Here is a 26,164-nt window from a genome sequence, read left to right as displayed (position 1 = left end):
TATGGATGATGCAACCCTGCACCCCCCGCCACGCGCACCGGCCTGATCCGCTCGATGGCCCGCGGCTTCCTCGGCCGCTGCCCGCATTGCGGCGAGGGCCGGATCTTCGGCCGCTACCTCAAGGTGCGGCCCGAATGCGCGCATTGCGGCCTGCAGATGCATCATCACCGCGCCGACGATCTGCCCCCCTACGTCGTGATCTTCGTGGTCGCCCACATCGTCGGCTACCTGATCCTGGAGCTGGAGATGGGCTACGACGTGCCGCTCTGGTTCCAGTTGACCTTCTGGCCGCTGGCGACGCTCGGGATGGCGCTCGCCCTGCTCCAGCCCGTCAAGGGCGCGGTCGTCGGGCTGCAATATGCCCTTGGCATGCACGGCTTCGCCACGCTACCGAGCGCGGGCAGCGAGGGGCCGGAGGAGTCGCGTTTTGGACCAGCGGACGAACGAGACCCCGACGCGCGAGCCGGTCTCCGCCGCGCCTGACCCGGCCCGCAAGGCGGCCGCGCTGCGCCCGCGCGACGCCGCGACGCTGATCGTCCTCGACCGGCGCGGGCGCACGCCGAAGGTCCTGATGGGACGGCGCAATCCCGGTCTCGTCTTCATGCCGGGCAAGTTCGTCTTTCCCGGAGGCCGCATCGAGGCCGGCGACCGGCACATGCCCGTCGCCGGCGCGCTCAGTGCCCGCGACGAGGCGGCGCTCGAAGCGCGCGTCACGCGGCCCCCCCGCCATCTCGGGCGCGTGCTGGCGCTCGCCGCGATCCGGGAGACCTACGAGGAGACGGGCCTTCTGCTTGGCACCCGTGAGTACGGGCCGCCCGAGCGGGTCCCCGAGGGGGCCTGGCAAGCCTTCGGACGCCAAGGTGTCCTGCCGGATCTTGAAACCCTGAACCTCGTCGCCCGGGCGATCACCCCGCCGGGACGCCCGCGCCGCTTCGACACGCGTTTCTTCGCAGTGGACCGGACGTCCGTGGCCGCGGAGCAGCCCGGCATCGTCGGCGAGGCGGCGGAGCTCGTGGAACTCGCCTGGGTGCGCCTGCCCGACGCGCGCAAGCTCGACCTGCCCTTCATCACCAACCTGATCCTCGACGAGTTGGAGGAGCAGTTGAAATCGGATTTCGCGCCCCATCGGCCGATTCCCTTCCACACGATGCAGCACGGAAAGCGGGTGCGAACGGTCCTCTGAGGCGCCGCGGGCAATTGTCCGCGCCACTCCTTCCTCCATCCGATCCGCCGCCCTCCCCTCAGGATTGACGCTCCGCCAAGGGGGCGCGCCGACGACACGATGCTCGATCAAACGCCCAGCCTCGCCGACGACCGCACCCGCTTCGCCGCCATCGGCGCGGCCATCACCTGCGTCGCGGTGGTCGGAATCGGCCTCAGCCTGTCGATCCCCCTCCTCTCGATCGAGATGGAGCGGATGGGCGCGTCGAGCACGCTGATCGGCGTGAACACCGCGGTCGCGGGGCTCGCGAGCATCGTGGTGGTGCCCTTCGTGCCGCGCCTCGCGAGGGATCTCGGCGTGGTCCGGCTCCTGATGATCGCGATCATCCTCGGCGCGGCGAGCCTCGTCGGCTTCCGGCTCCTGCCGGACATCGCGTGGTGGTTCCCCTTGCGCTTCGTGTTCTCCGCGAATCTCGGCATTCTCTTCGTGCTGTCCGAGTTCTGGATCAACGAGGCCGCCCCGCCGGCCCGGCGCGGCCTCGTGATGGGCGTCTACGCGACCGTGCTGGCGCTCGGCTTCGCGATCGGTCCGACGCTGCTCGCGTTCCTGGGTACGCAGGGATTCCGGCCCTACCTCACGGGCGCCGCCCTGTTCCTGACGGGCCTCGTCCCGCTCGCCCTCGCCCGCAACCTGTCGCCGCGCATCGACGCGACGCCGAGCCGACGCCTCCTCGGCTACGTGCGCCTCGCCCCCGCGGCGACCCTCGCCGCCCTCGTCTACGGCGCGGTTGAGACCGGCGGCTTCGCGATCCTGCCCCTCTACGGCCTGCGTCTCGGCCACGACGCGGAGATCGCGGCCGGCCTCGTCAGCGTGATCTCGCTCGGGAACGTGCTGTTCCAGATCCCCTTCGGCTGGCTCGCCGACCGGATGGACCGGCGCAAGGTCCTGCTGATCTCCGCCCTCGGCGGCGCGCTCGGGGCCGCCCTCATCCCGGCCTCCTCGGCGTCCTTCCCGGCGATGATCGCGCTGCTCTTCGTCTGGGGGGGCATCGCCGGCACGCTCTACACGGTCGGCCTCGCCCATCTCGGGGCGAGCGTCCGCGGCGCGGAGCTCGCGGGGGCCAACGCCGCCTTCGTCGTGCTCTACAATATCGGCCTGATGCTCGGCCCGCCGGTCATCGGCGGCAGCATGGATCTCGTGCCGCCCCAGGGCTTCGCATGGTCGCTCTGCGGGCTCTTCGTCGCCTACGCTCTGGTCGTGCTCTGGCGGCTCCGCCCGGCCGCCCGGCCTTGACGGGCGACGCCCGATCGGGCATTCACCCGCCGGTATTCGGCCGGGCCTCCCGGCCCTTTTGCGTTTCGCTCTCATGCGGAATGCCGCAATCCACAGGAGCGCCGCGCCATGGCCAAGGCCGTCACCGTCAAGATCAAGCTCGTCTCCACCGCCGACACCGGCTACTTCTACGTGACGAAGAAGAACTCGCGCACGCAGACCGAGAAGCTCTCGATGAAGAAGTACGACCCCGTGGCGCGCAAGCACGTCGAGTTCAAGGAAGCCAAGATCAAGTGATCCCGGCCGGCGCCCGGCGGCGCCTCCGGATCGATCCGGCACGAAGAAGGCCGCCCACCGGGGCGGCCTTTTTCATGGGCGCAAGCCGGGCCGGGGGGCCGGGACCGCGGCCGGCCGTTCAGGCCGCCTGCGCCTCGACGCGGTTCCGGCCCGCGGCCTTGGCGCGGTAGAGGGCAAGATCGGCGCGCTTGAGCATGTCGCCCGGCGCCGCATCCTCGGCCTCGCGCACGGCGACGCCGATCGAGACCGTGACGGAGACGCTGCGCGAGGCGCGCTGGATCGCGAAGGGCAGCGCCTCGACCCGCTCCCGGATGCGCTCGGCGATGGCCTGAGCCTCGGCGAGCCCCGCGTCGGGCAGGATGATCACCACCTCCTCGCCGCCATAGCGGGCGACGATGTCGATGTTGCGGGTGTGCGTCCGCAAGCGCTCCGCGAAGGTGCGCAGCACCTCGTCGCCGGCCTCGTGGCCGTAGGTGTCGTTGATACCCTTGAAGCGATCGATGTCGAGGATCAGCGCCGCCATCGGCCGCTGGCGGAACGCCGCATCGCCGAACAGGGTGCCGAGATGGCTGTCGAGGTAGCGCCGGTTGTGCAGGCCGGTCAGCCCGTCGGTGATGGCGAGTTCCATCGAGGCGTGGACCGCGCCGCGCAGCACGTCCGAGAATCGCTTGCGGCGCACCTGCGTGCGCAGTCGCGCCAGCAACTCGTTCCGGTCGACAGGACGCAGCAGGAAATCATGCACGCCGAAATCCAGCCCGCGCACGATGCGCGCCCGCTCGTGCGGCTCGGCCAGCATGATGAGCGGGACGTTGCGGGTCCGGTCGAGAGAGCGGAGCTGGCTGCATAGGCGCAGGCCGTCCGAGCCTTCGAGGTCGAGGCTGACGAGGATGGCGTCGTAGGTGCCTTCGGTGGCGAGCAGCAGGGCCCGGTGGGGGTCCGCCTCGACGGTCACGGCGTGGTGCTGGCCGAGCGCTGCGGCCATGCGCTCGGCGGCGCCCGGGCGGTCCTCCACGAGGAGTACGTTGGCGTCGAGCCCGGTCTCGGCGGTGGCGAGCGCCAGTGGGTCGCCGATGCCGAAATCGCGGGAGGCCATGGCGCGGCTGCGCAGCTCGTCCGTCACCGCCTTCAGCCGCACGAGGCTGCGCACCCGGGTGAACAGGGCGGTGTCGTCGATCGGCTTGGTCAGGAAGTCGTCGGCCCCCGCCTCGAGGCCCCGCAGCCGGTCCGAGGGCTGGTCGAGGGCCGTGACCATGACGACGGGGAGATGCGCGGTGACGGGGTTGTTCTTGAGATGCCGGCAGACCTCGAATCCGTCCATCCCCGGCATCATCACGTCGAGGAGGACGACGTCGCACAATCCCTGCTCGCAGATCGCGATCGCATCGGGACCGTTCATCGCGGCCAGAACGTCGAAATACTCCAGCGAGAGCTTCGTCTCGAGGAGCTTCACGTTCGGAAACAGGTCATCGACGATCAGGACCCGGGCCGACATCGATCCTCTCGCTGAAGTTGTGCAATCTTCGATCTGACACGCTTAGCGAGTACAGACTAGCCGCCGCGACTCAGCGGGTCTCGCCAAGATACGTCCGAACAGTTGCCAAAAACTTCGCGACGGAGATGGGCTTCGACAGGTAAGCCTCGCAGCCGCCCTCGCGGATGCGCTCCTCGTCCCCTTTCATGGCGAAGGCCGTGATGGCGATGACGGGGATGTCCTTGAGGTCGTCGTCCTCCTTGAGCCACTTGGTCACCTCCAGCCCCGACACCTCGGGCAGCTGGATGTCCATCAGGATCAGGTCGGGATGGTGCTTGCGGGCGAGTTCGATCGCCTCGATGCCGTTGGCCGTCTTCAGGGTGGCGTAGCCGTGCGCCTCCAGGAGATCGTTGAAGAGCTTCATGTTGAGCTCGTTGTCCTCAACGATGAGCACCGTCTTCGTCATGGCCCATTGTTCCCGGTGCGCTGGCGGCTCATTGTTGACGGACTCTTGGTCCGTCTGGTCCGTTTGTAAGTGACACATGTTGATGAAACGCAAATCCGTTCAAGTGGATGATTCTGCTGAAGTCGTGGCGGTGGAGATCCTGGGCTGGCTCGCGGGCGACGAGGAGCGGCTCTACCCGTTCCTGAACGCGAGCGGCCTCGCACCGGACAATCTGCGCGCGAGCGCGCAGGACCCAGGCCTCCTCGCGGGCGTGCTCGACCACGTGATGGGCGACGAGACCCTGTTGCTGGCCTGTTCCCGTGACCTGAACCGGAAGCCCGAGACGATCGCGGCCGCCTGGCACCGGCTGTCGCCCCGGGGCTCCGACGAATTCTGATGCGCCCGCTCTGCCGCGACTGCCTGGGCACGCAGGAGGCGGGCGCCCGCCGCTGCGCGGCCTGCGGCTCGCCGCGGCTCCTCGCGCACCCGGAGCGCGACCGGCTCACCATCGCGCACGTGGATTGCGACGCCTTCTACGCCGCTGTGGAAAAGCGGGACGACCCAGCCCTGCGTGACCGGCCGCTCATCATCGGCGGCGGACGGCGCGGGGTGGTCTCGACCGCCTGCTACATCGCGCGGATCTCGGGCGTGCGCTCGGCGATGCCGATGTTCCAGGCCCTGAAGGCCTGCCCGGACGCGGTGGTGCTGCGGCCCGACATGGAGAAGTACGCCCGGGTCGGCCGCGAGGTGCGGGCGATGATGCTGGCGCTGACGCCGGCGGTGGAGCCCGTCTCGATCGACGAGGCCTTCCTCGACCTGTCGGGGACCGAGCGGCTGCACGGGGCGAGCCCGGCCGTGACGCTCGCGCATTTCGCCGCGCGGGTCGAGCGCGAGGTCGGGATCACGGTCTCGATCGGGCTGTCGGACGCCAAGTTCCTCGCCAAGATCGCCTCGGACCTCGACAAGCCGCGGGGCTTCTCGATCCTCGGCCGGGCCGAGGCGGCGGCGTTCCTGGCGGACCGGCCGGTGACGATCCTGCCCGGCATCGGCCGCTCGGCCGCCGCGCGCCTCGCCGATCTCGGCGTTGCCCGCGTTGGCGATCTCCTCCGGGCCGACCCGCGGCGCCTCTACACGGCGATCGGCCGGGACGCGGAGCGCCTGCTGGCGCTGGCCCGGGGCGAGGATTCGCGACCCGTGCGCAGCCAACGGGAGGCGAAGGGCGTCTCGGCGGAGACGACCTTCTCGGCCGACATCGCGGGCTTCGCGGAGCTGCGGCCGATCCTCTGGCGTCTCTGCGAGAAGGTGTCGGGCCGGCTCAAGCGCTCGGGGCTCGCGGGCGCGAGCGTGACGCTGAAATTGAAGGACCACAGCTTCGCGCTGCGCACCCGCACGCGCGGCGGCCTGCCGCCGACCCAACTCGCCGCGCGGCTCTTCGCGTCGGGCGAGGCGATGCTGCGCGAATCCTGCGACGGCACGCCGTTCCGCCTCATCGGCATCGGTGCAGGCGATCTCTGCGACGCGGCCCATGCGGACCGGGGCGACCTCGTCGACGGAACGGTCCGCGACACCGCGCGCCGCGAGGCGGCCCTCGACCGGGTGCGCGAGAAGTTCGGGGCGGGCGCGATCCAGCGCGGCCTCGCCTTCACCGCAGCGCCGCGGCCCGCGGCCAATCCCCCCGTCCCGGCGGGAACGAGCCCGGGCTCGCGACGCGACCGCGTCGGCTAGGGCGGGTCCCGCACCGGCCTCCGCCGGAGCGGGATCACGGCGTGCAGGGCGCGGGCTGCACCTTGTCGATGTCGAGGCGGGTCAGATCGCCCTTGATGGCGAAATCGCCGTAATCGAGCTTCAGCGCGCCGCTGACGCCGTTCTCGTAGAGGTCGAAGGTGAGCGTATAGATCGGCGTGCGCTCGCCCTCCCCTTGGGTGAAGTAGCTCAGGGTCACGGGCCAGTGGGCCATGGCGGCGATGGGGCCCTCGCGCAGGGGCTTGTCGCGCTCCGTGTCCGACGCGTTCGTCGGCGCCGTCACCTGCCGGCCGATCACCGCGAGGGTGTCGTAGACCTTGCGGCCGTCATCCGAGCCGTCGAACACCTTGGTCGAGAGCGTGGTCTGGCCGGCGCGCGCCGCCTCGATCAGCCGGCGCATGTGCAGGCTCGGGAACAGCACCGCGTCGCGGTCCTGGAACTGGTCGCGCTTCGGTTCCTTGAGGCGCACCTTGAGGCCATCCTTCACATCGGCGGTGCCGTCGATGGAGGAGCCGGGCGCGCCGTTGAGGACGGTCGTCGTCTTGAAGCGGAAATCCTGGCCGTCGCCGCTCTCGAAGGTGGTGTTGCGCAGATCCGAGGTGCGGCTTCCGGACTCGCCGCTCTCCAGCATCGTCACCTGCCGGGTCTGCATCGTGTAGCCGCGGCAGGCATCGCCCTTGAAGTCGATGACGATGCGGCCGCGGGCGCTCTCGACGGCGCGGGTGCCGCCGCTCGAGGCGAGCGTCAGATCGTAGACCGCGCGGTGGCTCGCGAGCGTCACGGCTGCGGCCTTGGCCGGCGGCTCCTGGCCGGCCGGAGCAGCGGGGGCGGCCCAGGCCGTGCCGGTCGCGAGAAGGACGAGGCAGGCGGGGGCGAGGCGCGGCGTCATGCGGACTCCTGAACTGGCGCGGGCCGGGATCGGGTGCGGCTGCGACCGCAAGTGCGGGGCAAGCGCGGGTGACAGATAGGTTGTCCCCCGATCGGGGCAAAGATCGGGCCGATCGCCGCGCCGTCCGGCGACAGGCCGCCCCGCACCGCAAATGCGCGGAGACCCGGGCGCCCGGAGAGGGTTTCGGCGCGGCCGCAGCCTTGCCGCAAAGATCGGCGACACGTCCGCCGAGGGGCGGCGCGAGGCGCCCGAACCGGTCCGGGACGATCCGCGAGCGCGGTGTGCCGGCGGGGGATGAGGTCAGGGCGGCGGATCGGATCCTCCAGGTGCTCGCCCGATGGCGGGCGGACGAGGATGCCGGCATGCCGCGGGGCGTTCCGGCACGGCGCCCGCCCGGATTTGCCCATGTCGAGAATATGCCTATGTTAATGAAAACAGAATTCCGCACAGTCGAAGGAGGACGGATGCTCAGCGGCTCGGCAGTCCTGAGGGTCTCGCTGCTGCTCATCGTCGCCGGCGCCCTCGCGGCCTTCGTGCAGCATTTCTGGCCCTATGGCGGGCCGGAACCGGTCGAAACGCCCCGGGCTCCCGTCTCCGCCCCGCGAAACCGGCGCCGCGCGCGGAGTTGCGCCGGGTGGATCCGGCACCGGCGCCACTACCCGCTCCCGCTCCCGCTCCGCAACTCGCCCCCGCGCCGAGCCCGACGCCACCGGCCGCGACGCCCGAGGCGCCCGCGCGTCCCGCGCCCGGACCGGTCGCGGGCCTGGACCCCGCGCCGCCCGCGCCGATGCCGGCTCCGGTGCCGCCCCCTGTGCCGGCGCCCCTCGCCCAGGAGCCGGCCGAAGCGCTCGCCCCGCAGGCCGAGGCCGACCCGGTCCCGGATTCCACCGCGCCGCGTGCCGTGAGCCTCGTCGATCTCAATACCGGGTCGCTTGCCGAGCTGAACCGCCTGCGCGGCGGCGGCACCATCGGCCGTGCCATCATCCAGAAGCGGCCCTACACCGCGATCGATCAGCTCCTCTCGAAGCGGGTGCTCACCCGCGCGACCTACGAGCGGATCAAGGATCAGGTGACGGTCCAGTAGTTCTGATGCCTGCGCTCTGGCGCGGAGAATCCGGGATGCCTATGGTGCGGCGGGCGTGATCACACTCGTCGACAGGCCAAGGACACCCGCATGTTCACCCCGACCGGCAGCACGATCCTGCGCGACGACCTCGGCGTTCAGGAGACCACCGAGACGGACAACGTCGTCCGCTGGGACGGCGAGCGGCTCTACGTGGAGCACGACGTCTACCACAACGGGCAGCTCGTCCACCGCAAGTACCGCCGCAACGTCACCGAACCCGTGGCCCGCGCCCTGCTCGCCGTGATCAACCGCAGCAAGCAGTGAGGCCCGCTCCCCTCGCGCTCGCGCTTCTGGCGGGGCTGTCGGGACCGGCCGCCGCCGGGGTCAGCGTCCGCTACGTCGCGCCCGAGCGCTTCACCGACGCCGAGAACCGGATCGGATCCGGCCTGCCCCTACGGGTCACCCTGGCGGAGATGACCCGCATCCTGCAGGAACTGGGAGACCGCCACCTGCCGCCGGGCGAGACCCTCGCCATCACGATCCTCGACATCGACCTCGCCGGCGTCGAGCAACTGGGCTTCGGCACCGCCCAGGCCCTGCGCGTGGTGCGCGACTCCTCGCCGCCCCGCATTCGCTTCGCCTACAGGTTGCAGCGCGGCGGCCGGACCCTGGCGCAGGGCGAGGAGACGCTGACCGACATCAACTTCCTCCTGACCAGCAACGCCCGCTTCTCCAGCGGGCCGCTCTTCTACGAGCGGGCGCTCCTGCGGGACTGGTTCAGGCGGCGCTTTCCGAGCGGCTAGCCGCTCAGCGGTAACACCAGCGTGAACGCGAGCGATCACCGCGCGTTGTCAGGGACGATGAGCGCGATCATCACCCTCGCGGCCTCGGCCGGCGGCCTCGAGCCTCTCCAACGCATCGTGGCCGCCGTGCCGATCCCATGCCGGGCGTCGATCTTCATCGTGATGCATGTCGGCGCGCATGACAGCGTGCTGCCGCTCATCCTTCAGGCGAGCACCCGACTTCCCGTCTCGCACGCGACGCACGACAGCCCGATCGAGCCCAGCCGCATCTACGTGGCGCCGCCCGACCGCCACATGCGGCTGAGGGACGGGCGCATCCACCTCGACCGCGGCCCAAAGGTCCACTTCGCCCGCCCGGCGGCCGATCCCCTCTTCATCTCGGCGGCCGAGGCCTACGGGACGCGCGTCGTCGGCGTCGTTCTGAGCGGCGGCGACGGGGACGGCGCGGAGGGCCTCCGGATCATCAAGGAGCACGGGGGCCTCTCGCTCGTGCAGCATCCCGTGGAGGCGTCGAGTCCCGGCATGCCGCTGGCGGCGTTCGGCGCGGACGATCCCGACGCCTGCCTGCCGGTCGCCCAGATCGCCGAGCGGGTCGCAGCGCTCTGCGCCGAGGATGCGAGCCTCGTGCCGGCGCCAGGGGCTTAGGCCGGACGTCGCGCCGGCCCGCGAGCCCGCCCCCCGATCGCATCCTCCGGCCCGCTCCCTCGTTATGGTCCCGCGCGGTCCCCGCGGAGGCCGGCGAGCGGGAGCCCCCATGAGACGCATCAGCCAGATCTCGGACCTTCATTTCGGCCGCACCGATCCGGCCGTCGTCGAGGGCCTCGTCGCCGAGCTGAACGCGGACCGGCCCGACCTCATCATCATCTCGGGCGATTTCACGATGGCGGGGCGGCGCCGGGAATACGCCGAGGCGCAGGCCTTCCTCGCCCGGCTGCCCGAACCCTGGATCGCGGTGCCGGGCAACCACGACATCTCGCCCTTCCATCTCGTGCAGCGCTTCTTCCGGCCGTTCTCGCGCTACAGGCGCTTCATCGCCTCCGAGACCGAGCCGGTCTTCCAGGACGAGGAGATCGGCATCGTCTGCCTCAACACGGTGCGGACCTGGGCGCCCGAGCGCGACTGGTCGCAGGGCAAGATCCACCGCTGGCAGATCCTCGCCGCGGAGGCGCGGCTGCGGCGGATGCCCGCGCACCTGTTCAAGATCGTGGTCGGCCACCACCCGTTCATGCCGCCGCCCTGGGACGAGGAGGCCCGCCTCGTCGGGCGCGCCGACAAGGCGCTCGCCGCCTTCCGGCGGTGCGGCGTCGGGCTGACGCTGGCCGGCCACCTGCACCGGCACTACGCCCGGTTCGCGATCGCCGACCGCGACGGCGCGGAGCACGAGGAACTCGACCGCGCCCGGATGCGCGGCGGGAACGGGCGGCTCCTCGCGGTCCAGGCGGGCTCCGCCACCTCGACGCGCCTGCGCGGCAACGAGCCGAACGCCTACAACCGCATCGCGATCGAGGACGGCCTCGCCACCGTCACCGTGCGCCTGTGGAACGGCAGCGCCTGGGAGGACGCGGCGGCGGCGCGGTAGGGTCATCGCGCGGGTGGCACGACGCGCCCCCTCTCCCGAACAGGAGAGGGGACCCGCACGCGAGATACCGATGTCGCGGACTGTCGGGACCGATGCGTGAAGGACGGAGTGCGTTCGGGTGAGGCGGATCGCGCGTGCCGATCTGCCGCCTCTTCAGCCTGCCCCGTAGCCGCCCTTCCGGTTGGCCGGCGCGTCGTCGCGCTGGCCGCTCTCGTAGCCGCCGCTCGGGCGGCCGTCGCGGCCTGTCCCGCCTTCGGGCGGCGGGGAATGCGGCCCCGGCTCCCCGTCCTGCGGGGATCGCGTCTTCGCGCGCTCCGCGCGCGGGTCCCGTGCCGGCTTGCCGTCGCTCTGCATGGATGCCTCCTTTGCAACTCCTAATTGAGGCAAGGCACCGCGCCGGACGCGGGTTCCGACGCGCAGGGTGGCCATCGCTCCGAGCTTCAAGCCGAGCCTTTCCGGCATTCCGCCCTATCTTCCCTGTCCCGCAACCGAACCGAGAGGAATCGTGATGGCGAACGACAGTGGCACCCGTGACCGCGCCGAGACCCGCGCTGCCAAGCAGCGCGAGCGCGAGGTCGCTGGCGCCGCCGCCTGGCAGGACCACGAGGCCGAGCAGCGCGCGATCGAGGAGAGGACGCAGAGATTGCGGGCGATGCGCCTCGCCCGGGAGGCCGAGAAGGTCTGAGCGCGTCGCCTCCACGACGTCATCCGCCCGTCATGGGTGCGAATGAGGCTGCGCGCCTCGCCTGAGGGAATGGCAGCCAGATGGACTTCCACCGCCGCTTCACCGTGCTGATGTGCGCGCCGGCCTTCGATCCGGACGATCTTGAGGGCGCGCGTGTGCAGCAGATCGTGGCGGCGGTGGAAGGGCGCGGCTTTGAGGTGGTGCGCGCCCGCCGCGTCGAGGACGCGGCCATCGCCGTGCAGACCGACGCCGCCATCGGCTGCATGGTCGTCGACTGGGGCAAGCGCGGCCTCGACGGCAAGGCCGCCGCGCTCATCAACATGATGCGCAAGCGCGGCCTCGAGATGCCGATCGTCATCATGGTCCGCAGGAAGCGCCTGGAAGACATCCCGGTCGAGCTCCTCGACTTCATCGACGGCTACATCTTCCTCGCCGAGGAGACTCCCGAATTCATCGCCCGCGGCCTCGTCTCGCGCGTGACGCAATACGCCGAGACCCTGAAGACGCCCTTCTTCGGGGCGCTCGTCGACTATGCCGAGAAGGGCAACCAGCTCTGGACCTGCCCCGGCCACAACGGCGGCATCTTCTACAACCGCTCGCCGATCGGGCGGATCTTCGTCGAGCATCTCGGCGAAGCGATCTTCCGGGACGACCTCGACAATTCCGTCCTCGACCTCGGCGACCTCCTCACCCACGAGGGCCCGGCGCTGAAGGCGCAGAAGGAGGCGGCGCAGATCTTCGGGGCCGAGAAGACCTACTTCGTCCTCAACGGCACCTCCGCCTCGAACAAGATCGTGCTCTCGGCCCTCGTGGCGGAAGGCGACCTCGTCCTGTTCGACCGCAACAACCACAAGGCGGCGCACCACGGCGCGCTCTTTCTCGGCGGCGGCATCCCGATCTTCCTCGAGACCGACCGCAACGCCTACGGGCTGATCGGCCCGATCTTCGCGGAAGCCCTCGACGAGCGGGCGATCCGCGAGAAGATCCGCACCAACCCGCTCGTCACCGACCGGGAGGCGTGGCGGCGCGAGCGGCCCTTCCGCGTCGCCGTGATCGAGCAATGCACCTACGACGGCACGATCTACGACGCGGAGAAGATCCTGGAGCGGATCGGCCACCTCTGCGACTACATCCTGTTCGACGAGGCCTGGGCGGGCTTCATGAAGTTCCACCCGCTCTTCGCGGGCCGCTTCGCGATGGGCCTGAAGGACCTCGGGCCGGATTCCCCCGGCATCATCGCCACGCAATCGACCCACAAGCAGCTCGCGAGCTTCAGCCAAGCCTCGCAGATCCACACCCGGGACAGCCACATCCGCGGTCAGGCCCGCCGGGTCGAGCACCGGCGCATGAACGAGAGCTTCCTCGTCCACGCCTCGACCTCGCCCTTCTACCCGCTCTTCGCCTCCCTCGACGTCGGCGCCCAGATGATGAAGGGCCGCTCGGGCGTGGTCCTCTGGGACGACACGATCCGCCTCGGCATCGAGTGGCGCAAGAAGGTGCGCGCCATCCGCCGCGAGTTCGAGGAGAAGCGGGACGGCGACCCGCGTGAGCGCTGGTTCTTCGACCCCTTTGTGCCGGACGTGGTGCGGGGTCCCGACGGGGCCGAGGTCGCCTGGGAGAGCCTCTCGACGGACGAGCTCGCGGGCGACCCGCGCCACTGGGAACTGACGCCCGGCGCTGCCTGGCACGGCTTCACGCATGTGAGCCCGGGCTACGCGATGACGGACCCGAACAAGCTCACGGTGCTCACCCCCGGCTTCGACCGCCGCACCGGCGCCTATTCCGAGCACGGCGTGCCCGCTCCCATCGTCGCGCAGTACCTGCGCGAGAATCGGATCGTGCCGGAGAAGAACGACCTCAACTCCCTCCTCTTCCTGCTGACGCCCGGCGTCGAATCCTCGAAGGCCGGCACGCTGATCTCGGGGCTCGTCGCCTTCAAGCGCCTGCACGACGACAACGTGGCCCTGGAGGAGGCCATGCCCGAATTCGTGCGCCGCCGGCCGAACCGCTACCGGGGCGTGCGCCTGCGCGACCTCTGCGCGGAGTTCCACGCCTTCCACCGCGAGGCCGGCACCTCGGCGCTCCAGCGCGCTCAGTTCGCGCCCGAGCACCTGCCCGAGATGGTGCTGCCCCCGAAGGCCGCCGCCCAGATGCTGACCCGCAACCAGGTCGATTACGTGCCGATCGGCGAGGCCGAGGGGCGGATCGCCACCACGCTGCTTCTCGTCTACCCGCCCGGCATCGGCACGGTGCTGCCCGGCGAGCGGCTCGACGCGCGGGCGAAGCCCATGCTCGACTATTTCAAGATGTTCGAGCGCTCGGCCAACCTGTTTCCGGGCTTCGAGGCCGAGATCCAGGGCGTCTACCGGGAGGTCGACCCGGACGGACGCATCCGCTTCCACACCTACGTGATGCGGGAGTGAGGCGACCCTTTCCGCGGATCCTCAGGGCCGGCGGGTCTTCTCCCGCCCCGTCTGCGCGAAGGGCGTCGTCTGCTCGGCCTCGCTGAGGAGCTGCTTCTTGGCGCAGATGGCGCGGGCGGTGATCGGGCCGGGCTTCGCGCCCATCGAGAGGCAGTAGATGCTGCTCTCGTCCATGCCCGGCCGGTCGCCGGCGCTGCAGGTGCCGTTGACCGCGAACTCGTCCGACGCGCAGGTGGCGACGCAGCGCCCGCCATCGGCGCAGTTCGTCATCTGCACCCGCAGGGCCGCGAAGGATGCGGCGCTGCGCCCGTCCGCGCCGGCGGCTCCGGCGGGGCCCGCAGGTCCGGCGGGCCCGACCGCCCCCGCCTCACCGCGGGGACCGGGTGGGCCGGCGGGACCGGCAGGACCGACCGCCCCCGCAGGGCCGGCGGGACCGGCCGGCCCGACCTCGCCCCGCGCCCCTTGCGGGCCTTCGGGCCCCTGCGGGCCGGCGACCCCTTGCGGGCCGCGCGGGCCGATCTGGGGCCCGATCTGGGGACCGCCCTGGCTCCCGATCTGCGGCGAGCCCTGCACCGCCGCCGGCACGACGGTGGGCACGGCCGCGCGCGCGTTCGGGTTGCCCTGCCCCTCCGGCCCGCGCTGACCGCAGAAGCCGATCACGGCTTGGCGCACGTCGGGGCCGGCCTTCAGCGTCACCATGCAGTTCGCCGGGTGGTAGGCGAGGCGGAACAGGAAGCGCCCCTCCTTGTCGGCCGTGATCTGGCTGCGGTCGTCGAGGACGACCGTCGCGGTCTGAGCCGGGTTGACCCGGCCGCTGACCCGCAACTCGCCCGCCGTGATCATCGCTTGGTCGATGATCATGTCGGCGAGCGCCGGACCTGGGATCATCAGCATCGAGGCCAAGAGGAACGCGGTACGAGACATCATCAAGCCTCTGAACGCTGACGATCAGGACTTGAACGCTACTGCGCCCCCCGGACAGCGTCCACGAAGCGTGCGGATTCATACGGAGCCCGGAGGGGACGGCGCGCCGACCTCCGGCGCGCCCTCGGCCTCGAAGGCGATGCCGATCTCGGGGCCCCGGCGCCAGACGAGGCGGACCGGCCGCGCGGCGAGCGCCCCGAGCCGCAGCGCGAAGCGCACCGGCAGGAGACCGATCTCGGCGAAGGCGAGGCGGGCGCCGGCGCCGGACAGGTCGGTGACGGCGCAAGCGAGCCGGCGCCCGTTCGCGAGGCCGACCGACCCCGGCAGATCGACCTCCTGCCGCTCCGTCCGCCGCCGGTCGATGCCGGGACATGCCATGCCGCGCCTCTCCTCCGAGACAGGCGCCGATGGTGGCGGGCGCCCGGTTGACGGACGGTCAACGGGGCCTGGCCCATCAACAGATGGGGCGGTCCCGTACCGGCCGTGTCCGGGGCGGGGTCAGTCGCGGGCCGAAGCGGACCGGGCCGTCTCCGCCGCGAGGCGAAGCCGCGGCTGCTCCGAAGCCGCCGCTCCGGCCGCGCCGCTCTCGGATCGGCGCAGGATGGCGCCCTCGCCCCGGAGATCGATCACGATCGCCGCGTCCCGCGCACCCGGGTCCAGCCCCAGGCTCGCCGTGAACAGGCCGTTGAGCTGGCCGGGCCGACTCGTGCCCGTCTGCGTCATCACGCGCCATGTCAGGGTCTCGGCCGGAAGCGCCGCGCCGCGCTCGAACATCGCCCGGTAGGGCTCGGCGGCGCCGCCGCCGGAGGGCGCGAAGGTGCAATCGGCCACGGGTGTGAGGCCGACGACGAGGCCGAGGTCCCCGTTGCGGATGCAGGTCAGCGTGCCGGCCTCCCGATCGGGCGCCTCGCTCAGGGTGCCGCGGGCGTAGGGCGCGGTGGCGATGAGGACCGCGCAGGTCGCGGCGATGGAGAAGGCGATGACTTCCGTACGCATGGGGTGCCCCGACGAGGTTCTGTCCGCTCGCTCCGGTCTCGAAGCGTTGCGTTAACCCTGTGGGGCAGGCCCGTTGCGCGCGTATTCCGTCCTCTGTTTCGTGGCGGCCGGATTGCGCAGCGTCCGAAGCAATACACTTCGCTCCGGGGCTACTGCGTCAGCTCGGCGACGCCGAGGATCGCCCCCATCACCGAGACGATCAGGCCGCCGATCAAGCCGCCGATCGCGATCGTGACGAGGGGCGTCAGCAGCGCGAGCAGCCGGTCGACGCGCTCGCGCGTCTGCGCCTCGTGCATCGCGGCGGCGTGGAGCAGCACGGTTCCGAGGCGGTTCACCTGCTCGCCGCTGGCGATGAGGCTGACCGCGGCGGAGGCGTTGAGCGCCAGAGCCGCATGACTGTGGAAGACCTGCCCTCGAATGGGTTCGTTTCGCCAAATTCGACGGATTGTCCTGTGGTCAAGCTTCACGAACGCGGCTTGGGCCTCGGGTGACCGACAGTGAGCGGATCGGCCTTCATATGCAGGTATCATCCTATTGAGGCATTGATAATGGCATTCTAGATCCTATTCACGATGTCGTATGCAATCGCACCCAGCAGGCCAGCGGTCCATTTCCTGCGCCTCAACCAAGATTTCTCGGCCGCCTCCGTTGGACCCGAGTCAACTTCCCTTTCCGCAACTCATACGGCGATGCCCTGTGATTGGATCCTGGCAGGCGGCCTCAGGACGTTCAGAGACGATTCACTCCACGCGGGCCGCTCCACTGCGGCCCTCAAAATCTTCCTCACCCTGGCGTGGGAGGTTCCGTCAAGCTCGCACCTCCAATCAGGGAGAGGCTCAGTGCTTCTCGCCTACGAAGAGTTGAGCGAGCTGACAGCTCTGTCCCACCAGCTCATCGCCGCCGGTAAGAAGCTGCTCATCGACCGCGGGCTAATCCGCACCCATCCGGAAGGGCAGGGCCGACGACTTAGATACTTCCTTGAGAACTATGATGGGTCACTCGCTCAGTACCGACTGCCGCATCGCAGGCTTTTGCCTAGACTAGGCGATTCCTCTCCTGCAGATCTGCGAAGTTTTTCAACCCGACATGTCGGCGACCTACACGCCTTAAAGGTCTATGCCTGCCTGTGCGCTCTCGGTCAGCCCGGCAAGAATAGAATTTCTTTCCGGCTTGATCGTCTCTCCTCGCTGACGAAAATCGCAAACGAGAAAACACTCGGCGCCCTGGATAAACTCGCTACCCACGGTCTCGCGTTGCCCCGCACACATTCAAGTGTCGCGAGCAGCGAGGCTAAAGAAGTTGAGATTGTTGGTTTTTCGCCCTTGCGACCTGTGGGGCTACGTGAGCCCCATCAGAACTGACAACAGGACCTCGCCACTAATCCAGAATAGATTTAAGACTATAATTGTTATCCTGCAATCTGATGGAAATCAGACAGTTGCAAGCTGACGCATAGTTTACTTATTAATTATTTTTACCCGGCCGTCCAGGAGAAGGTTTTTCAATAACGTGTTGTGACCAAATTACATTATTCTGCTTTGATTACGCGCGACGATCATATTAATCTGTGTTTCTGAAATATTAAATGAAATTCTGACTAGATGCAGCTCACGGATATCTTCTTGAGGTCCGCTTGCACTGCATTGAGTGGCGCCTCTTCTTCGACCATCATCCCTTTGACCGTATGGACGCGCAGGAGACGAACCCACGCTTCAGTGAGATCGCCGGCAGCTTCGCCGAAGGTGGGATCGCCTGCGTGCTCGACACACCCTTCGAGATCATCTGCAGACCTGGACGAAAGAGTCCGAGCGCTTCAGGCTCGATCCGTCTCACCAAATCCCGGGACCGAACATCTAGTACTACTGTGTCACAAACGAGCGATGGCAGCAGGGACATCGGTGAAGGGACAGGACCAGTGCACGCGCCAGTCTCAAGCGCAGGCTCTTGATGGAATCAGGCACGTGACGCTCTGGCCGGATCGGGGGCGCCGCGGGGTCTGTAACCGGCGGGTAGGACAGGGGTTTGGCGCCTGGTGATCTTCGGTCCTGAGGGGGGAAACCGGCCTCGCTCGGAGACCAAGAACCCGTACGCCGCGATGCACAAGCTGGCGTGATGATGGAAGCCGCGCCAGCTCCGCCCCTCGTAATGGCCGAGCCCGATCTCCTGCTTCAGCTCTTGATAGTCCCGCTCGATGCGCCAGCGCAGTTTGGTCTGGCTGACGAGCTCGGCCAGGGACGTCTCGGGCGGCAGGCTCGAGAGCCAATACTTCGTCGGCGCGGCCTCGCCCTGCGGCCACTCGATCAGGACCCACTCCTCGGCACGAGGCTCGTGTCGCAGCTCATCGCGATGCGCCGGGCGCGCCCGCACCGCCGCAAAGCGCGACGCCAACATCCCGTTCGGGCCCGCACGCCACCTGACCTGCTGCCAAGCCGCCTCCGGCAGAGACCGGGCCAGCTTCTCGGCCGAGAGCGGCTTTTGATCGGGGCTGCGCCGCACCCGGGTCGGTGGCCTGCCGCGCCCGCTCCACGCTTTGGGCGGCAAAGGAGCTGTTCCGGGTGGCCACAGGCTGGTCGAGGAGGAGATGCCGAGACTGTAGCGCAGACCCAACTCCGTCAGGGCCGTGCGGAAGGCTGTGTCGATCCCGTATCCGGCATCGGCCAGCACGAGACCGGGCGGCACCTGTTCGGCCTGGGCGGCACGGATCTGATCCAGCGCGATCTCCGGCTTGGTCTGGAAGAAGATCGCCTCGGGCACGCCAGCCTTCGTGCGCCGCTCGGGATCCTGGGCCCAGGCTTCGGGCAGGTAGAGGCGGTAGGCGATCGGCAGGCTGGCCTGCGCGTTGGCCAGCGAGAGCGTCACGGCGACTTGGCAGTTCTCCTGTTTGCCGATCTGCCCGCAGTATTGCCGCCACACCCCGACCGAGTGCCGGCCCTTCTTGGGAAAGCCCGTGTCATCGACGATCCAGGCCTGGATCGGGCCTTGGCTCTCGATCATCGGCAGCACCGCGGCGCGGACCCGGGCCAACAAAGCGGCGTCTGACCAGTCGCCCTTGGCCACGAAATGGTGCAGCGCCTGATGGGTGGCCTGAACCCGAGCCGGTGCGATCCGGGCCGCCATGGGCTCGATGCTCTTGCGCGCGCCCGGCAAGAGCAGACCGGTGCAGTAAGCCTTCAGCGGCGCGACCCGATCAGCATGGCCGAGGACGTCCGAGAGGGTGTCGACATAGGCCGCAAAGCGCGGCTGGTCGGCCAACGGAGTGTTCAGGGCATCCATGCCGCGCTCCTGCACGAGATCGGATCACCCCTCATACACCCCATTCTTGTGACACAGTAGTACTAGGAGCCTGTCCGAGTAACGGGGTTTGAAGCCGGGGGAGAGGGGGCGAGACCGGAGCCGATGAGGGCGGACAGCGGGCTCAACGGTCGGCCTGTGCCAGCTTCAGGAGGTTATGGGCCGTGCAGATCATCGCCCACTCGCCCCGGACCTGCTCAAGCCCTCTCATCAGGAACGGTCGGAAGCCTCGGGCCTGCTTGATCTGCCCGAACACCGGCTCAACCACCTGCTTCCTGAGGCGATAGCGACTGCGGCGGCCAGCCCGTTTTAGGCGGGCGGCCATCGCGCTCATCAACGGCATCTTGGTCAGCCTCCGGCGGCCGGCCGCATCCGCCTCGCCGTGTCGCGCCCGGCCCGGAGCGAGGTAGCCCGTAATGCCCCGCTCCCTGAGCGCGACGAGGTTCGCCTCGTTGGCAAACCCGGCATCGCCCGAGACCTCCCGCGGCTTGCGCCTGAGATGAGCGCGGACCCCGTCCACAAGCGGCACGAGGGCGCGGTAGTCGGCCGAGTTGGTCACGAGGCGGTGCGCGACGATCACCTGATGCGCGGCATCGACCGCGATCTGACCGTTGTAGCCCTGCACGAAGCCGTCGCGCATGGGCAGGATCCGGCTGTCCGGGTCGGTGAAGTTGCGCTGCGCCCGGTCGGGCGGACTGCCGTCGTCACCGCGCAGTGGCCGACCCTGCCAACGCATGCCCGACGAGGCACCCGGCCCGTTCTCGTCCTCCGGATCGGGCGGATCTGCGGCCTCCGCTTCCAGCGCGGCCTTGGCGGCGCGGATTGCTTCCAGCCGTCGCTGCTTGTCGGCCATCCAGTCCGGCGTTTCGTCGCCCCGACGGCCGGCACCGTGAGCCTGATCCTCCGCCGCGTCAGCCTCGCGCGCTCGCTCCAGCCAAGCGTCCACCTCGGCCGCCAGGGCCGGCTCGGCCGTCTTCATCCGCCCGTAGCTCATCGCTTTGTGGCGCGAGGCGTTGGCCTTCAGCTTAGTGCCATCCACCGCCACGTGAGCGAACTCGACGAGACCGGCTGCCCGACACAGGCGCAGCACCTGCACGAACAGGTCCGACAGGGCCACGAGGTGGCGCTTGCGGAAGTCGGCGATGGTTCGGAAGTCGGGCCGGTTCAGGCCGGTCACTGCCATGACATCGACCCGCTCCTCGCAGGCGCGGGCGAGCTGGCGCGAGGAGTACAGGCCTCGGCTGTAGCCGTAGAGCAGGAGCGCCACCATCATGCCCGGATGGTAGGGCGGGTAGCCGCGCTCTTCCGCGTAGGTGTCGAGAATGGCCGAGAGGTCGAGCGCCTCGCGCACCGTGTCGCGCACGAAGTGCGCCCTGTGCCCGGGTGGCACGAACTCGTGCAGCGAGGGCGGCAGCAGCCAGCCCTGATCGACGTCCCAGGAGCGAAACACCTTGGCCATGAGCCGAGTGAATCATCCCGCGGCCTCGTCGTCGAGACACTTACTCGGACGGGCTCCTAGTACTACTGTGTCACAAACGGAGAATAGCAGCAGGGACATCGCTGAAGCGATTGCAACAGGGCGCGCGTCAGTCCCAGGCGCAAGGTCGTAATGGAGTCAGGCACGTGACGCTCGGGCCGGATCGGGGGCGCCGCGGGGTCTGTAATCGGCGGGTAGGACAGGTGTTTGGAGCCTGACGAACTCGGATGCCGAGGGGGAATCCGGCCCCGCTCAGAGACCAGAAACCCGTAAGCAGCGATGCACAAGCTGGCGTGATGATGGAAGCCGCGCCAGCCCCGGCCCTCGTAGTGACCCAATCCGATCTCCTGCTTCAGCTCTTGATAGTCCCGCTCAATGCGCCAGCGCAGTTTGGTCTGGCTGACGAGCTCGGTCAGGGGCGTCTCGGGTGGCAGGCTCGAGAGCCAGTACTTGGTGGGCGCGGCCTCGCCCTGCGGCCACTCGATCAGGACCCATTCCTCGGGACGGGGCTCGTGTCGCAGCTCATCGCGATGAGCCGGACGCACCCGCTCTGCCGCAAAGCGCGACACCAACAGCCCGTTCGTGCCGGCACGCCATGTGACACACTGCCAAGCTTCCTCTGGCAGAGACCGGGCCAGCTTCTCAGCCGAGAGCGGCTTGTGATCGGGGCTGCGCCGCACCCGGGTCGGCGGCCGGCCGCGCCCGCTCCAGGGTTTGGGTGGCAGCGGTGTCGTTCCGGGTGACCACAGGCTGGTCGAAGACTGAATGCCGAGACTGTAGGGCAAGCCCAACTCCGTCAGGGCCGTGCGGAAGGCTGTGTCGATCCCGTATCCGGCATCCGCCAGCACGAGACCGGGCGGCAGCTTGTCGGCGTGAGCGGCACGGATCTGATCCAGCGCGATCTGCGGCTTGGTCTGGAAGCGGATCGCCGCGGGCACGCCAGCCTTCCTGCGCCGCTCGGGATCCAGGGCCCAGGCTTCCGGCAGGTAGAGGCGATAGGCGACCGGCAGGCTGGCCTGGGCATTAGCCAGCGAGAGCGTCACGGCCACTTGGCAATTGTCCTGCTTGCCGACCTGTCCGCAATACTGCCGCCCCACCCCGACCGAGTGTCGGCCCTTCTTGGGGAAGCTCGTGTCATCGACGATCCAGGCTTGGATTGGGCCTTGGCTCTCGATCATCGGCAGAACAGCGGCACGGACCCGGGCCAGCAAAGCAGTGTCTGACCATTCGCCCTTGGCCACAAAGTGGTGCAGGGACTGATGGGTGGCCTGAACACGCGCTGGCGCGATCCGCGCTGCCATGGGCTCGATGCTCTTGCGCGCGCCCGGCAGGAGGAGACCGGTGCAGTAAGCCTTCAGCGGCGCCACCCGATCCGCATGGCCAAGGGCGTCCGAGAGCGTGTCGACATAGGCCGCAAAGCGCGGCGGGTCGGCCAGCGGGGTGTTCCAGGGATCCATGTCGCGCTCCCGCACGAGGTCGGATCACCACTCATACACCGCAATCTTGTGACACAGTAGTACTAAGTACGTCCTTATAAGTTTCGTGGTATGCTGGGGCGCTAAGCCGGGAGGCGGCGATGCGCGCCCTGCGTTTGGACAGCCTGAACGTCGATCAGCTGCGCGAGCTTGATGATCTCTACCGAACGACGCGCGATGTCCGGGTTCGCACGCGTGCGCAGATGATCCTGCTCGCGGCCGAGCAGAGGCTCGCTGTCTCCGAAGTTGCCGCGATCGTGCGCGAGAGCGGCGAGACGGTCCGACGCTGGGTCCATCGCTACGAGGCCGAGGGCATCGACGGCCTCTCCGACGCGCCGCGCTCGGGCAAGCCGGCCAAAGCCGGTGCCGCCTACCGCGAGCGGCTGGTCGAGCTGGTGCGGCGACGGCCACGCGCCCTGGACCTGCCGTTCTCGATGTGGACCGCCGCCCGGCTGGCCGATCGCTTGGCGGAGGAGACGGGCTTGCGTATGAGCGTGGCCAGTATCCATCGGCTGTTGCGCTCGGCTGGTCTGGGGTTCGGTCGTCCCCAGCACACGATCAGCAGCCCGGATCCGGACTATGCTGTCAAAAAAAGGCGGTCGAACTCGCTCGCGACGGTCTGAAGCCAGGATCCGTCTTCTACTACGCCGACGAGTTCAACATCAGTTGGCACCCGACCTTGCGGCCGATGTGGGGCCGAAGGGACAGCAGGTGATGATCCCGACCCCGATGCAGCCGGCGCGGCGCTATGGGCTTGGGGCGGTCGATTGGCATAGCGGCCAGACGGTGGTCCTCACCCGCCCTCATAAGCGGCGACGCGAGGTCGCTGAACTACTCGGAACGCTCCTGACCAAGCACCCGACCGAGACCATCTACGTCGCCTGGGACAATGCCAGCACGCACGAGGACGACGAGGTCGAGGCGGTGCTGCGCGGCGCGGCCGGGCGCCTCGTCCTGCTTTACCTCCCGACCTACAGCCCATGGCTGAACCCGATCGAGATGCTCTGGCGCCAGTTCCGCCGCGAGGTCACACACTGTGAGTTGTTCGCCAGCATCGACGCCCTGGTTGAAGCCGCCCGGGCTTTCTTCGAGCGTTACAACCGCAAGCCAGGCGGTGTTTGCTCCATCATCGGAGCGCATCCCACATGACTTCCGCGGTTGTACTTAGCACCTGTCGCAGATTGGCTTTGCAGCCGCACCACCCTGCTTCACCAGACCGCCCATGGTCTTCTCGCGATCCTGAATAGCTGGGGCAGCCGAATTGGCAGCGCCTAGCCTCGAGCTCGGCACGCTCGCCGTCGAGCCGGGCTCGTCGAACGACTGCGCCCTCATGCTCTCGAACAAGGGCGGCTTCAGAAGATCGTTCGGCCGCAGCTCATTCCAGGCAAGGCGAGCCCGTGCCGATTGCTGGAGCGCTGCATGGGGTTCGACGGTGCTCCCGCGCCGCCCCCCCGGCGCAGCTAGGAGCTGACCAGGAATGACGACAGTCGGCAGAGAGGCATCCGGCAGTTCCGCAACCGAACCAACAATGGCTGGTGAGCCGCTACTCACCGGTAGCGCGGTGTACTGGGCCGGCGCATGCATTAAGTGTGAGCAGCCGCTCACGAGCAGAAGGGAGCTGCAAGCCGCAGCCAGACGTGTGAACACCATTTCAGGTCGCCCGGTTCAGGGGCGACGCCCCCCAATCTTAGCCGTTATCTCAGCATTAACTACTGAGCTGTCGTCGGGTTGCCAAGGCGCCAGCCGCCATGATCGTTCCCAGGGCAGCTCGTCCACCATTCCAGAAGGGCTTGCTCGGCCAGACCCAAGGCGCGGTGCGGCAAGCGGGCCGGGGTGTTATGGAGCCGATGGCCGCCACACCATCCGATATGAGGCAGATCGAATCAGGCCGCGCGATCGTTCCGGTCGTGCGGGGTGTTCGATGAGGCGACCGTTGGATCCCCCCACGCAGAGGGCGTGGCAACGGACGCGCACGAGAAGGGCGCGCAATTCACTTCACCCGCGTCGGCGAGCCTTCGGCGGGAGACGCCTTCTTCGGGACACTGCCCGTCACTGCACCCTTGGCTGCCCATTCCAGGTCGGAGCGTGGGCCGCCAGCAGCGTCGGTCGCGCCCTGCAATTGGCCGGGAGCAACGTCCGCGACGCGCTTCCAGACTTGCGAGGCGCAGAACACCAGCATGCAACCCTTCACGGTCAGGGCCGACGGCTGATCGCTCCAGACTGTCACGTCGTAGGATTTGCCGTCCTCCGCGTTGTAGATCTTGCCCTCGAAGCGCCCATCCGAGTTTGGCTTCAACCCGAGCAGAATCTGGTGGCCGAGCTGCAGTCGGCCCTGCTTAGCCGGGTTCGGGTTGTAGCGGTCGACCTTCGGCTTGCCGTTCTCGTCGAGGGGCTTGCTGCCCCAGACGATGAAGCCGCACAGGCGGGTGTCGTCAGAACCGCACGGCTCAGTCCGGACGCGGGCGCGGCCATCTTCCGTCAGCCACGTCCCAGCCGGGACGACCGCTTGCGCGGCGCGGGATTGGGAGCCTGCGAAAGCCGCTGCCGCGACCAGCGCGGCTGTAGCGAAGCGGATGAGGATTGGGGTCATTTCGGCAACCTCAGCCTGAGGAGCAGCAAGGAGGGCGAAGCCCCTACAGCGTCTTCGACGACGAGCATGTAAGGGCGGCCCAGGGCAATCCCCTGGGACAATTGTTGGGCCTGTCGCTCAAGCAGATGCCCGCGCTGAAGAAGGAGCCGGAGGCCGCCGGCCTCCCGCCTTCTATGTGAGACGGTTTGCGCATCGGGGGCGGCGAGACTGCTCAACGTTCGCAGTACTCCATGATGCTGCGCACGGGGTTTAGGGAATGCACCTTGACCCCATACTGATTGAGTAGCAGCGCCATGGTCATCGGGCGGATGTTCGGATTGCGGTCCATCGCTTTCCTGACGAAATCTGCGTGCGGCAGAAGCGCGAGGGGCCGTCCACGTCGGGGTGGTGGTCCCCGGCGCCGCTCCCTCTGCTGTTGTGCCGGTATGACTGTTTTAGGCAGCGCGCGAACGCTCTGCCCGGACGGCGGGGCACACTCGTCGAGGTCCGGAGGCTTAGACGGCGCACCGGTCATCTCCATGTAAAAGTTGACCACGTCCTCCTCAGTGAGCCCGCGGATGATCTCTTCACTGCCAGCGTAGAGGCTGTGGGAGCCTTGGTGATTTCGGCGCACGCGCTGTTCTGGGATCGGGTTCTGTCGCATCGGGGCCTCTTAACAGGCATGATGCGCTGCGGAATATCACATTTGCTGTACAGGAAAAGAGTATTTTATTAATTGTAAACTTCAGATGACGCAAAATAGTAGCGTTAGCCTGTGGATGTTAATTCCGCAAACCTTGTATACGATTCACAAAGACTGATGAGCTACTGAACTATATCTTTAACTTTCAAATAATTCCTGGATATGATGGCGACTCAACTGCGACCCAAGCGCTACGCAAGCAACAACGCTGTGTTACATGGCTCCTCGAACAGCATGGTGAGAACTCCAGGCTGAAACTGCGTGGAGCGAGAAACGGTTCAGTCTGCGGCATCATGTCAGGTCTGTGCAGACGGAAGAGTGGGGTGAGGCAGTACGGCGCTGAGGCAGAGCAGAGCCGAGCCACGGCCTACCGCATGGCCAACGCCAAGTTCCCCGTGATGAAGACGCTGAGCGCGTTCGACCTGGCGGCCACGCCGATCAATGCCGCGCTCGTGCGCGACCTGCATCAGGGCAACTTCCTGACCGACAGCCGCAACGCCGTGCTGATCGGCGGCATGGGCTCGGGCAAGACGCATCTGGCGATTGCCATCGGGGCGAACTGCGTGCGGGAGCGCGAGGCGCGGGTGCGCTTCTTCAACACGGTCGACCTCGTCAACCAACTCGAGGCAGAGGCGCGCGCCGGCAAGGCTGGTCGGCTGGCGTCGCAGCTCGCGCGCGCGGATCTCGTGATCCTGGATGAGCTGGGCTACCTGCCGTTTCCGCGGGCGGGCGGGCAGATGCTGTTCCACCTGGTCAGCCGGCTCTACGAGCACACCTCGATGATCGTGACCACCAACCTGCCCTTTGCCGAGTGGCCGAGTGTGTTCGGTGGAGTGGGCCCCTGTGGGTGGACGGATAGGGCGGGACTGATTGACCGGTTCGCTGGGTCTTCGG

28 protein-coding genes and 2 pseudogenes are annotated in these 26,164 nt (G+C 68.5%); 17 read left to right on the top strand and 13 right to left on the bottom strand.

The window, feature by feature from the left end; all coding sequences use genetic code 11:
* Nucleotides 1-54: 54 nt before the first annotated feature.
* From DK389_RS14130 to rpmG, 4 genes are all read left to right on the top strand, one after another.
* Nucleotides 55-483, top strand: a complete 429-nt coding sequence (locus DK389_RS14130) for a DUF983 domain-containing protein (protein ID WP_109890475.1) — start codon at nt 55-57, stop codon at nt 481-483.
* Nucleotides 428-1,183, top strand: coding sequence for an NUDIX hydrolase (locus tag DK389_RS14125; protein ID WP_109890473.1), 756 nt, complete (start codon nt 428-430; stop codon nt 1,181-1,183). The genes DK389_RS14130 and DK389_RS14125 overlap by 56 nt, the downstream gene beginning before the upstream one ends.
* A gap of 99 nt (nt 1,184-1,282) precedes the next feature.
* Nucleotides 1,283-2,455 carry an MFS transporter gene (locus DK389_RS14120; RefSeq protein WP_109890471.1) on the top strand — a complete coding sequence of 391 codons (1,173 nt, stop codon included), beginning with the start codon at nt 1,283-1,285 and terminating at the stop codon, nt 2,453-2,455.
* Nucleotides 2,456-2,563: 108 nt separating this feature from the next.
* Nucleotides 2,564-2,731 (top strand): 50S ribosomal protein L33, encoded by a 168-nt coding sequence (gene rpmG / locus DK389_RS14115; protein ID WP_109890469.1) that lies wholly within the window; start codon nt 2,564-2,566, stop codon nt 2,729-2,731.
* Nucleotides 2,732-2,849: 118 nt separating this feature from the next.
* On the opposite strand, the gene DK389_RS14110 is transcribed toward rpmG, so the two are convergent.
* Entirely contained in the window at nt 2,850-4,223 is a 1,374-nt protein-coding gene (locus tag DK389_RS14110) for a PleD family two-component system response regulator (RefSeq protein ID WP_109890467.1), read from the bottom strand.
* Between the two features lie 70 nt (nt 4,224-4,293).
* Nucleotides 4,294-4,668, bottom strand: a complete 375-nt coding sequence (locus tag DK389_RS14105) for a response regulator (RefSeq protein WP_109890465.1) — start codon at nt 4,666-4,668, stop codon at nt 4,294-4,296.
* Between the two features lie 82 nt (nt 4,669-4,750).
* On the opposite strand from DK389_RS14105, the gene DK389_RS14100 reads away from it, so the two are divergent.
* Both DK389_RS14100 and DK389_RS14095 read left to right on the top strand, forming a co-directional pair.
* Nucleotides 4,751-5,044: a DUF3572 domain-containing protein gene (locus tag DK389_RS14100; protein ID WP_109890463.1), complete on the top strand. Its 294-nt coding sequence runs from the start codon at nt 4,751-4,753 to the stop codon at nt 5,042-5,044.
* Nucleotides 5,044-6,372: a DNA polymerase IV gene (locus DK389_RS14095; protein ID WP_109890461.1), complete on the top strand. Its 1,329-nt coding sequence runs from the start codon at nt 5,044-5,046 to the stop codon at nt 6,370-6,372. The genes DK389_RS14100 and DK389_RS14095 overlap by 1 nt, the downstream gene beginning before the upstream one ends.
* A 34-nt stretch (nt 6,373-6,406) precedes the next feature.
* Here DK389_RS14095 and DK389_RS14090 read toward each other — a convergent pair whose 3' ends face one another.
* Nucleotides 6,407-7,279, bottom strand: a complete 873-nt coding sequence (locus tag DK389_RS14090) for a cell envelope integrity EipB family protein (protein ID WP_109890459.1) — start codon at nt 7,277-7,279, stop codon at nt 6,407-6,409.
* Between the two features lie 634 nt (nt 7,280-7,913).
* Here DK389_RS14090 and DK389_RS33430 point away from each other — a divergent pair.
* From DK389_RS33430 to DK389_RS14065, 5 genes are all read left to right on the top strand, one after another.
* Nucleotides 7,914-8,363: a ComEA family DNA-binding protein gene (locus tag DK389_RS33430; protein ID WP_236960873.1), complete on the top strand. Its 450-nt coding sequence runs from the start codon at nt 7,914-7,916 to the stop codon at nt 8,361-8,363.
* A gap of 90 nt (nt 8,364-8,453) precedes the next feature.
* Nucleotides 8,454-8,669, top strand: coding sequence for a hypothetical protein (locus DK389_RS14080; RefSeq protein ID WP_109890455.1), 216 nt, complete (start codon nt 8,454-8,456; stop codon nt 8,667-8,669).
* Complete coding sequence (locus DK389_RS14075) at nt 8,666-9,148, top strand: DUF3016 domain-containing protein (RefSeq protein WP_109890453.1); 483 nt, start codon at nt 8,666-8,668, stop codon at nt 9,146-9,148. The genes DK389_RS14080 and DK389_RS14075 overlap by 4 nt, the downstream gene beginning before the upstream one ends.
* Before the next feature lie 57 nt (nt 9,149-9,205).
* Nucleotides 9,206-9,793 carry a chemotaxis protein CheB gene (locus DK389_RS14070; protein ID WP_109890451.1) on the top strand — a complete coding sequence of 196 codons (588 nt, stop codon included), beginning with the start codon at nt 9,206-9,208 and terminating at the stop codon, nt 9,791-9,793.
* A gap of 109 nt (nt 9,794-9,902) precedes the next feature.
* A complete protein-coding gene (locus DK389_RS14065; RefSeq protein WP_109890449.1) occupies nt 9,903-10,727 on the top strand; it encodes a metallophosphoesterase family protein in 825 nt (274 codons plus the stop codon).
* Between the two features lie 153 nt (nt 10,728-10,880).
* Here DK389_RS14065 and DK389_RS14060 read toward each other — a convergent pair whose 3' ends face one another.
* The gene (locus DK389_RS14060; protein ID WP_109890447.1) at nt 10,881-11,081 is read right to left on the bottom strand and encodes a hypothetical protein; all 201 of its coding nucleotides are present in this window, start codon (nt 11,079-11,081) and stop codon (nt 10,881-10,883) included.
* Between the two features lie 154 nt (nt 11,082-11,235).
* On the opposite strand from DK389_RS14060, the gene DK389_RS14055 reads away from it, so the two are divergent.
* Nucleotides 11,236-11,412 carry a hypothetical protein gene (locus tag DK389_RS14055; RefSeq protein ID WP_236960871.1) on the top strand — a complete coding sequence of 59 codons (177 nt, stop codon included), beginning with the start codon at nt 11,236-11,238 and terminating at the stop codon, nt 11,410-11,412.
* Nucleotides 11,413-11,492: 80 nt separating this feature from the next.
* On the top strand, nt 11,493-13,835 hold the full coding sequence (locus DK389_RS14050) for an Orn/Lys/Arg family decarboxylase (RefSeq protein ID WP_109890443.1): 2,343 nt from the start codon (nt 11,493-11,495) through the stop codon (nt 13,833-13,835).
* A gap of 21 nt (nt 13,836-13,856) precedes the next feature.
* Here DK389_RS14050 and DK389_RS14045 read toward each other — a convergent pair whose 3' ends face one another.
* The 4 genes from DK389_RS14045 to DK389_RS35625 all read right to left on the bottom strand — a co-directional run bounded on the left by DK389_RS14045 (nt 13,857) and on the right by DK389_RS35625 (nt 16,285).
* The gene (locus tag DK389_RS14045) at nt 13,857-14,762 is read right to left on the bottom strand and encodes a collagen-like protein (RefSeq protein WP_162560647.1); all 906 of its coding nucleotides are present in this window, start codon (nt 14,760-14,762) and stop codon (nt 13,857-13,859) included.
* Between the two features lie 75 nt (nt 14,763-14,837).
* Nucleotides 14,838-15,137: a PilZ domain-containing protein gene (locus tag DK389_RS14040; protein WP_109890441.1), complete on the bottom strand. Its 300-nt coding sequence runs from the start codon at nt 15,135-15,137 to the stop codon at nt 14,838-14,840.
* Between the two features lie 120 nt (nt 15,138-15,257).
* Nucleotides 15,258-15,755, bottom strand: a complete 498-nt coding sequence (locus DK389_RS14035; protein WP_109890439.1) for a DUF992 domain-containing protein — start codon at nt 15,753-15,755, stop codon at nt 15,258-15,260.
* A gap of 149 nt (nt 15,756-15,904) precedes the next feature.
* Complete coding sequence (locus DK389_RS35625; protein WP_418292032.1) at nt 15,905-16,285, bottom strand: type II secretion system F family protein; 381 nt, start codon at nt 16,283-16,285, stop codon at nt 15,905-15,907.
* Nucleotides 16,286-16,594: 309 nt separating this feature from the next.
* On the opposite strand from DK389_RS35625, the gene DK389_RS32375 reads away from it, so the two are divergent.
* Nucleotides 16,595-17,116, top strand: coding sequence for a hypothetical protein (locus tag DK389_RS32375; protein WP_162560645.1), 522 nt, complete (start codon nt 16,595-16,597; stop codon nt 17,114-17,116).
* 592 nt (nt 17,117-17,708) lie between these two features.
* On the opposite strand, the gene DK389_RS14025 is transcribed toward DK389_RS32375, so the two are convergent.
* The 3 genes and pseudogenes from DK389_RS14025 to DK389_RS14015 all read right to left on the bottom strand — a co-directional run bounded on the left by DK389_RS14025 (nt 17,709) and on the right by DK389_RS14015 (nt 21,980).
* Complete coding sequence (locus tag DK389_RS14025; protein ID WP_109887897.1) at nt 17,709-19,028, bottom strand: IS701 family transposase; 1,320 nt, start codon at nt 19,026-19,028, stop codon at nt 17,709-17,711.
* 142 nt (nt 19,029-19,170) lie between these two features.
* Entirely contained in the window at nt 19,171-20,505 is a 1,335-nt protein-coding gene (locus DK389_RS14020) for an IS1182 family transposase (RefSeq protein WP_109890437.1), read from the bottom strand.
* A 156-nt stretch (nt 20,506-20,661) separates the two neighbouring features.
* Nucleotides 20,662-21,980: pseudogene (locus tag DK389_RS14015) on the bottom strand (IS701 family transposase).
* Between the two features lie 119 nt (nt 21,981-22,099).
* On the opposite strand from DK389_RS14015, the gene DK389_RS14010 reads away from it, so the two are divergent.
* Both DK389_RS14010 and DK389_RS14005 read left to right on the top strand, forming a co-directional pair.
* On the top strand, nt 22,100-22,621 hold the full coding sequence (locus DK389_RS14010) for a helix-turn-helix domain-containing protein (RefSeq protein ID WP_109887948.1): 522 nt from the start codon (nt 22,100-22,102) through the stop codon (nt 22,619-22,621).
* A gap of 43 nt (nt 22,622-22,664) precedes the next feature.
* Nucleotides 22,665-23,147 carry an IS630 family transposase gene (locus DK389_RS14005; RefSeq protein WP_109890433.1) on the top strand — a complete coding sequence of 161 codons (483 nt, stop codon included), beginning with the start codon at nt 22,665-22,667 and terminating at the stop codon, nt 23,145-23,147.
* Nucleotides 23,148-23,988: 841 nt separating this feature from the next.
* Here DK389_RS14005 and DK389_RS14000 read toward each other — a convergent pair.
* On the bottom strand, nt 23,989-24,588 hold the full coding sequence (locus tag DK389_RS14000; protein ID WP_109890431.1) for a DUF2147 domain-containing protein: 600 nt from the start codon (nt 24,586-24,588) through the stop codon (nt 23,989-23,991).
* Between the two features lie 211 nt (nt 24,589-24,799).
* On the bottom strand, nt 24,800-25,231 hold the full coding sequence (locus DK389_RS32370) for a hypothetical protein (protein WP_162560644.1): 432 nt from the start codon (nt 25,229-25,231) through the stop codon (nt 24,800-24,802).
* A gap of 386 nt (nt 25,232-25,617) precedes the next feature.
* On the opposite strand from DK389_RS32370, the pseudogene DK389_RS13995 reads away from it, so the two are divergent.
* A pseudogene (locus tag DK389_RS13995) lies at nt 25,618-26,103 on the top strand (ATP-binding protein); the annotation flags it as partial.
* Nucleotides 26,104-26,164 lie beyond the last annotated feature (61 nt).

Origin of the sequence: Methylobacterium durans (genome assembly GCF_003173715.1) — a bacterium.
GTDB classification, from domain to species: Bacteria; Pseudomonadota; Alphaproteobacteria; order Rhizobiales; family Beijerinckiaceae; genus Methylobacterium; species Methylobacterium durans.
The sequence above is the reverse complement of the archived record's forward strand: the minus strand, read 5'-3'. Positions and strand labels throughout refer to the sequence as shown.

Coding starts and splice junctions, on each gene's coding strand:
- DK389_RS14130 (WP_109890475.1), top strand. CDS start 55: ATGGCCCGCGGCTTCCTCGGCCGCTGCCCGCATTGCGGCGAGGGCCGG.
- DK389_RS14120 (WP_109890471.1), top strand. CDS start 1,283: ATGCTCGATCAAACGCCCAGCCTCGCCGACGACCGCACCCGCTTCGCC.
- rpmG (WP_109890469.1), top strand. CDS start 2,564: ATGGCCAAGGCCGTCACCGTCAAGATCAAGCTCGTCTCCACCGCCGAC.
- DK389_RS14110 (WP_109890467.1), bottom strand. CDS start 4,223: ATGTCGGCCCGGGTCCTGATCGTCGATGACCTGTTTCCGAACGTGAAG.
- DK389_RS14105 (WP_109890465.1), bottom strand. CDS start 4,668: ATGACGAAGACGGTGCTCATCGTTGAGGACAACGAGCTCAACATGAAG.
- DK389_RS14100 (WP_109890463.1), top strand. CDS start 4,751: ATGAAACGCAAATCCGTTCAAGTGGATGATTCTGCTGAAGTCGTGGCG.
- DK389_RS14095 (WP_109890461.1), top strand. CDS start 5,044: ATGCGCCCGCTCTGCCGCGACTGCCTGGGCACGCAGGAGGCGGGCGCC.
- DK389_RS14090 (WP_109890459.1), bottom strand. CDS start 7,279: ATGACGCCGCGCCTCGCCCCCGCCTGCCTCGTCCTTCTCGCGACCGGC.
- DK389_RS14080 (WP_109890455.1), top strand. CDS start 8,454: ATGTTCACCCCGACCGGCAGCACGATCCTGCGCGACGACCTCGGCGTT.
- DK389_RS14070 (WP_109890451.1), top strand. CDS start 9,206: ATGAGCGCGATCATCACCCTCGCGGCCTCGGCCGGCGGCCTCGAGCCT.
- DK389_RS14065 (WP_109890449.1), top strand. CDS start 9,903: ATGAGACGCATCAGCCAGATCTCGGACCTTCATTTCGGCCGCACCGAT.
- DK389_RS14060 (WP_109890447.1), bottom strand. CDS start 11,081: ATGCAGAGCGACGGCAAGCCGGCACGGGACCCGCGCGCGGAGCGCGCG.
- DK389_RS14055 (WP_236960871.1), top strand. CDS start 11,236: ATGGCGAACGACAGTGGCACCCGTGACCGCGCCGAGACCCGCGCTGCC.
- DK389_RS14050 (WP_109890443.1), top strand. CDS start 11,493: ATGGACTTCCACCGCCGCTTCACCGTGCTGATGTGCGCGCCGGCCTTC.
- DK389_RS14045 (WP_162560647.1), bottom strand. CDS start 14,762: ATGATGTCTCGTACCGCGTTCCTCTTGGCCTCGATGCTGATGATCCCA.
- DK389_RS14040 (WP_109890441.1), bottom strand. CDS start 15,137: ATGGCATGTCCCGGCATCGACCGGCGGCGGACGGAGCGGCAGGAGGTC.
- DK389_RS14035 (WP_109890439.1), bottom strand. CDS start 15,755: ATGCGTACGGAAGTCATCGCCTTCTCCATCGCCGCGACCTGCGCGGTC.
- DK389_RS35625 (WP_418292032.1), bottom strand. CDS start 16,285: ATGATACCTGCATATGAAGGCCGATCCGCTCACTGTCGGTCACCCGAG.
- DK389_RS14025 (WP_109887897.1), bottom strand. CDS start 19,028: ATGGATGCCCTGAACACTCCGTTGGCCGACCAGCCGCGCTTTGCGGCC.
- DK389_RS14020 (WP_109890437.1), bottom strand. CDS start 20,505: ATGGCCAAGGTGTTTCGCTCCTGGGACGTCGATCAGGGCTGGCTGCTG.
- DK389_RS14010 (WP_109887948.1), top strand. CDS start 22,100: ATGCGCGCCCTGCGTTTGGACAGCCTGAACGTCGATCAGCTGCGCGAG.
- DK389_RS14000 (WP_109890431.1), bottom strand. CDS start 24,588: ATGACCCCAATCCTCATCCGCTTCGCTACAGCCGCGCTGGTCGCGGCA.
- DK389_RS32370 (WP_162560644.1), bottom strand. CDS start 25,231: ATGCGACAGAACCCGATCCCAGAACAGCGCGTGCGCCGAAATCACCAA.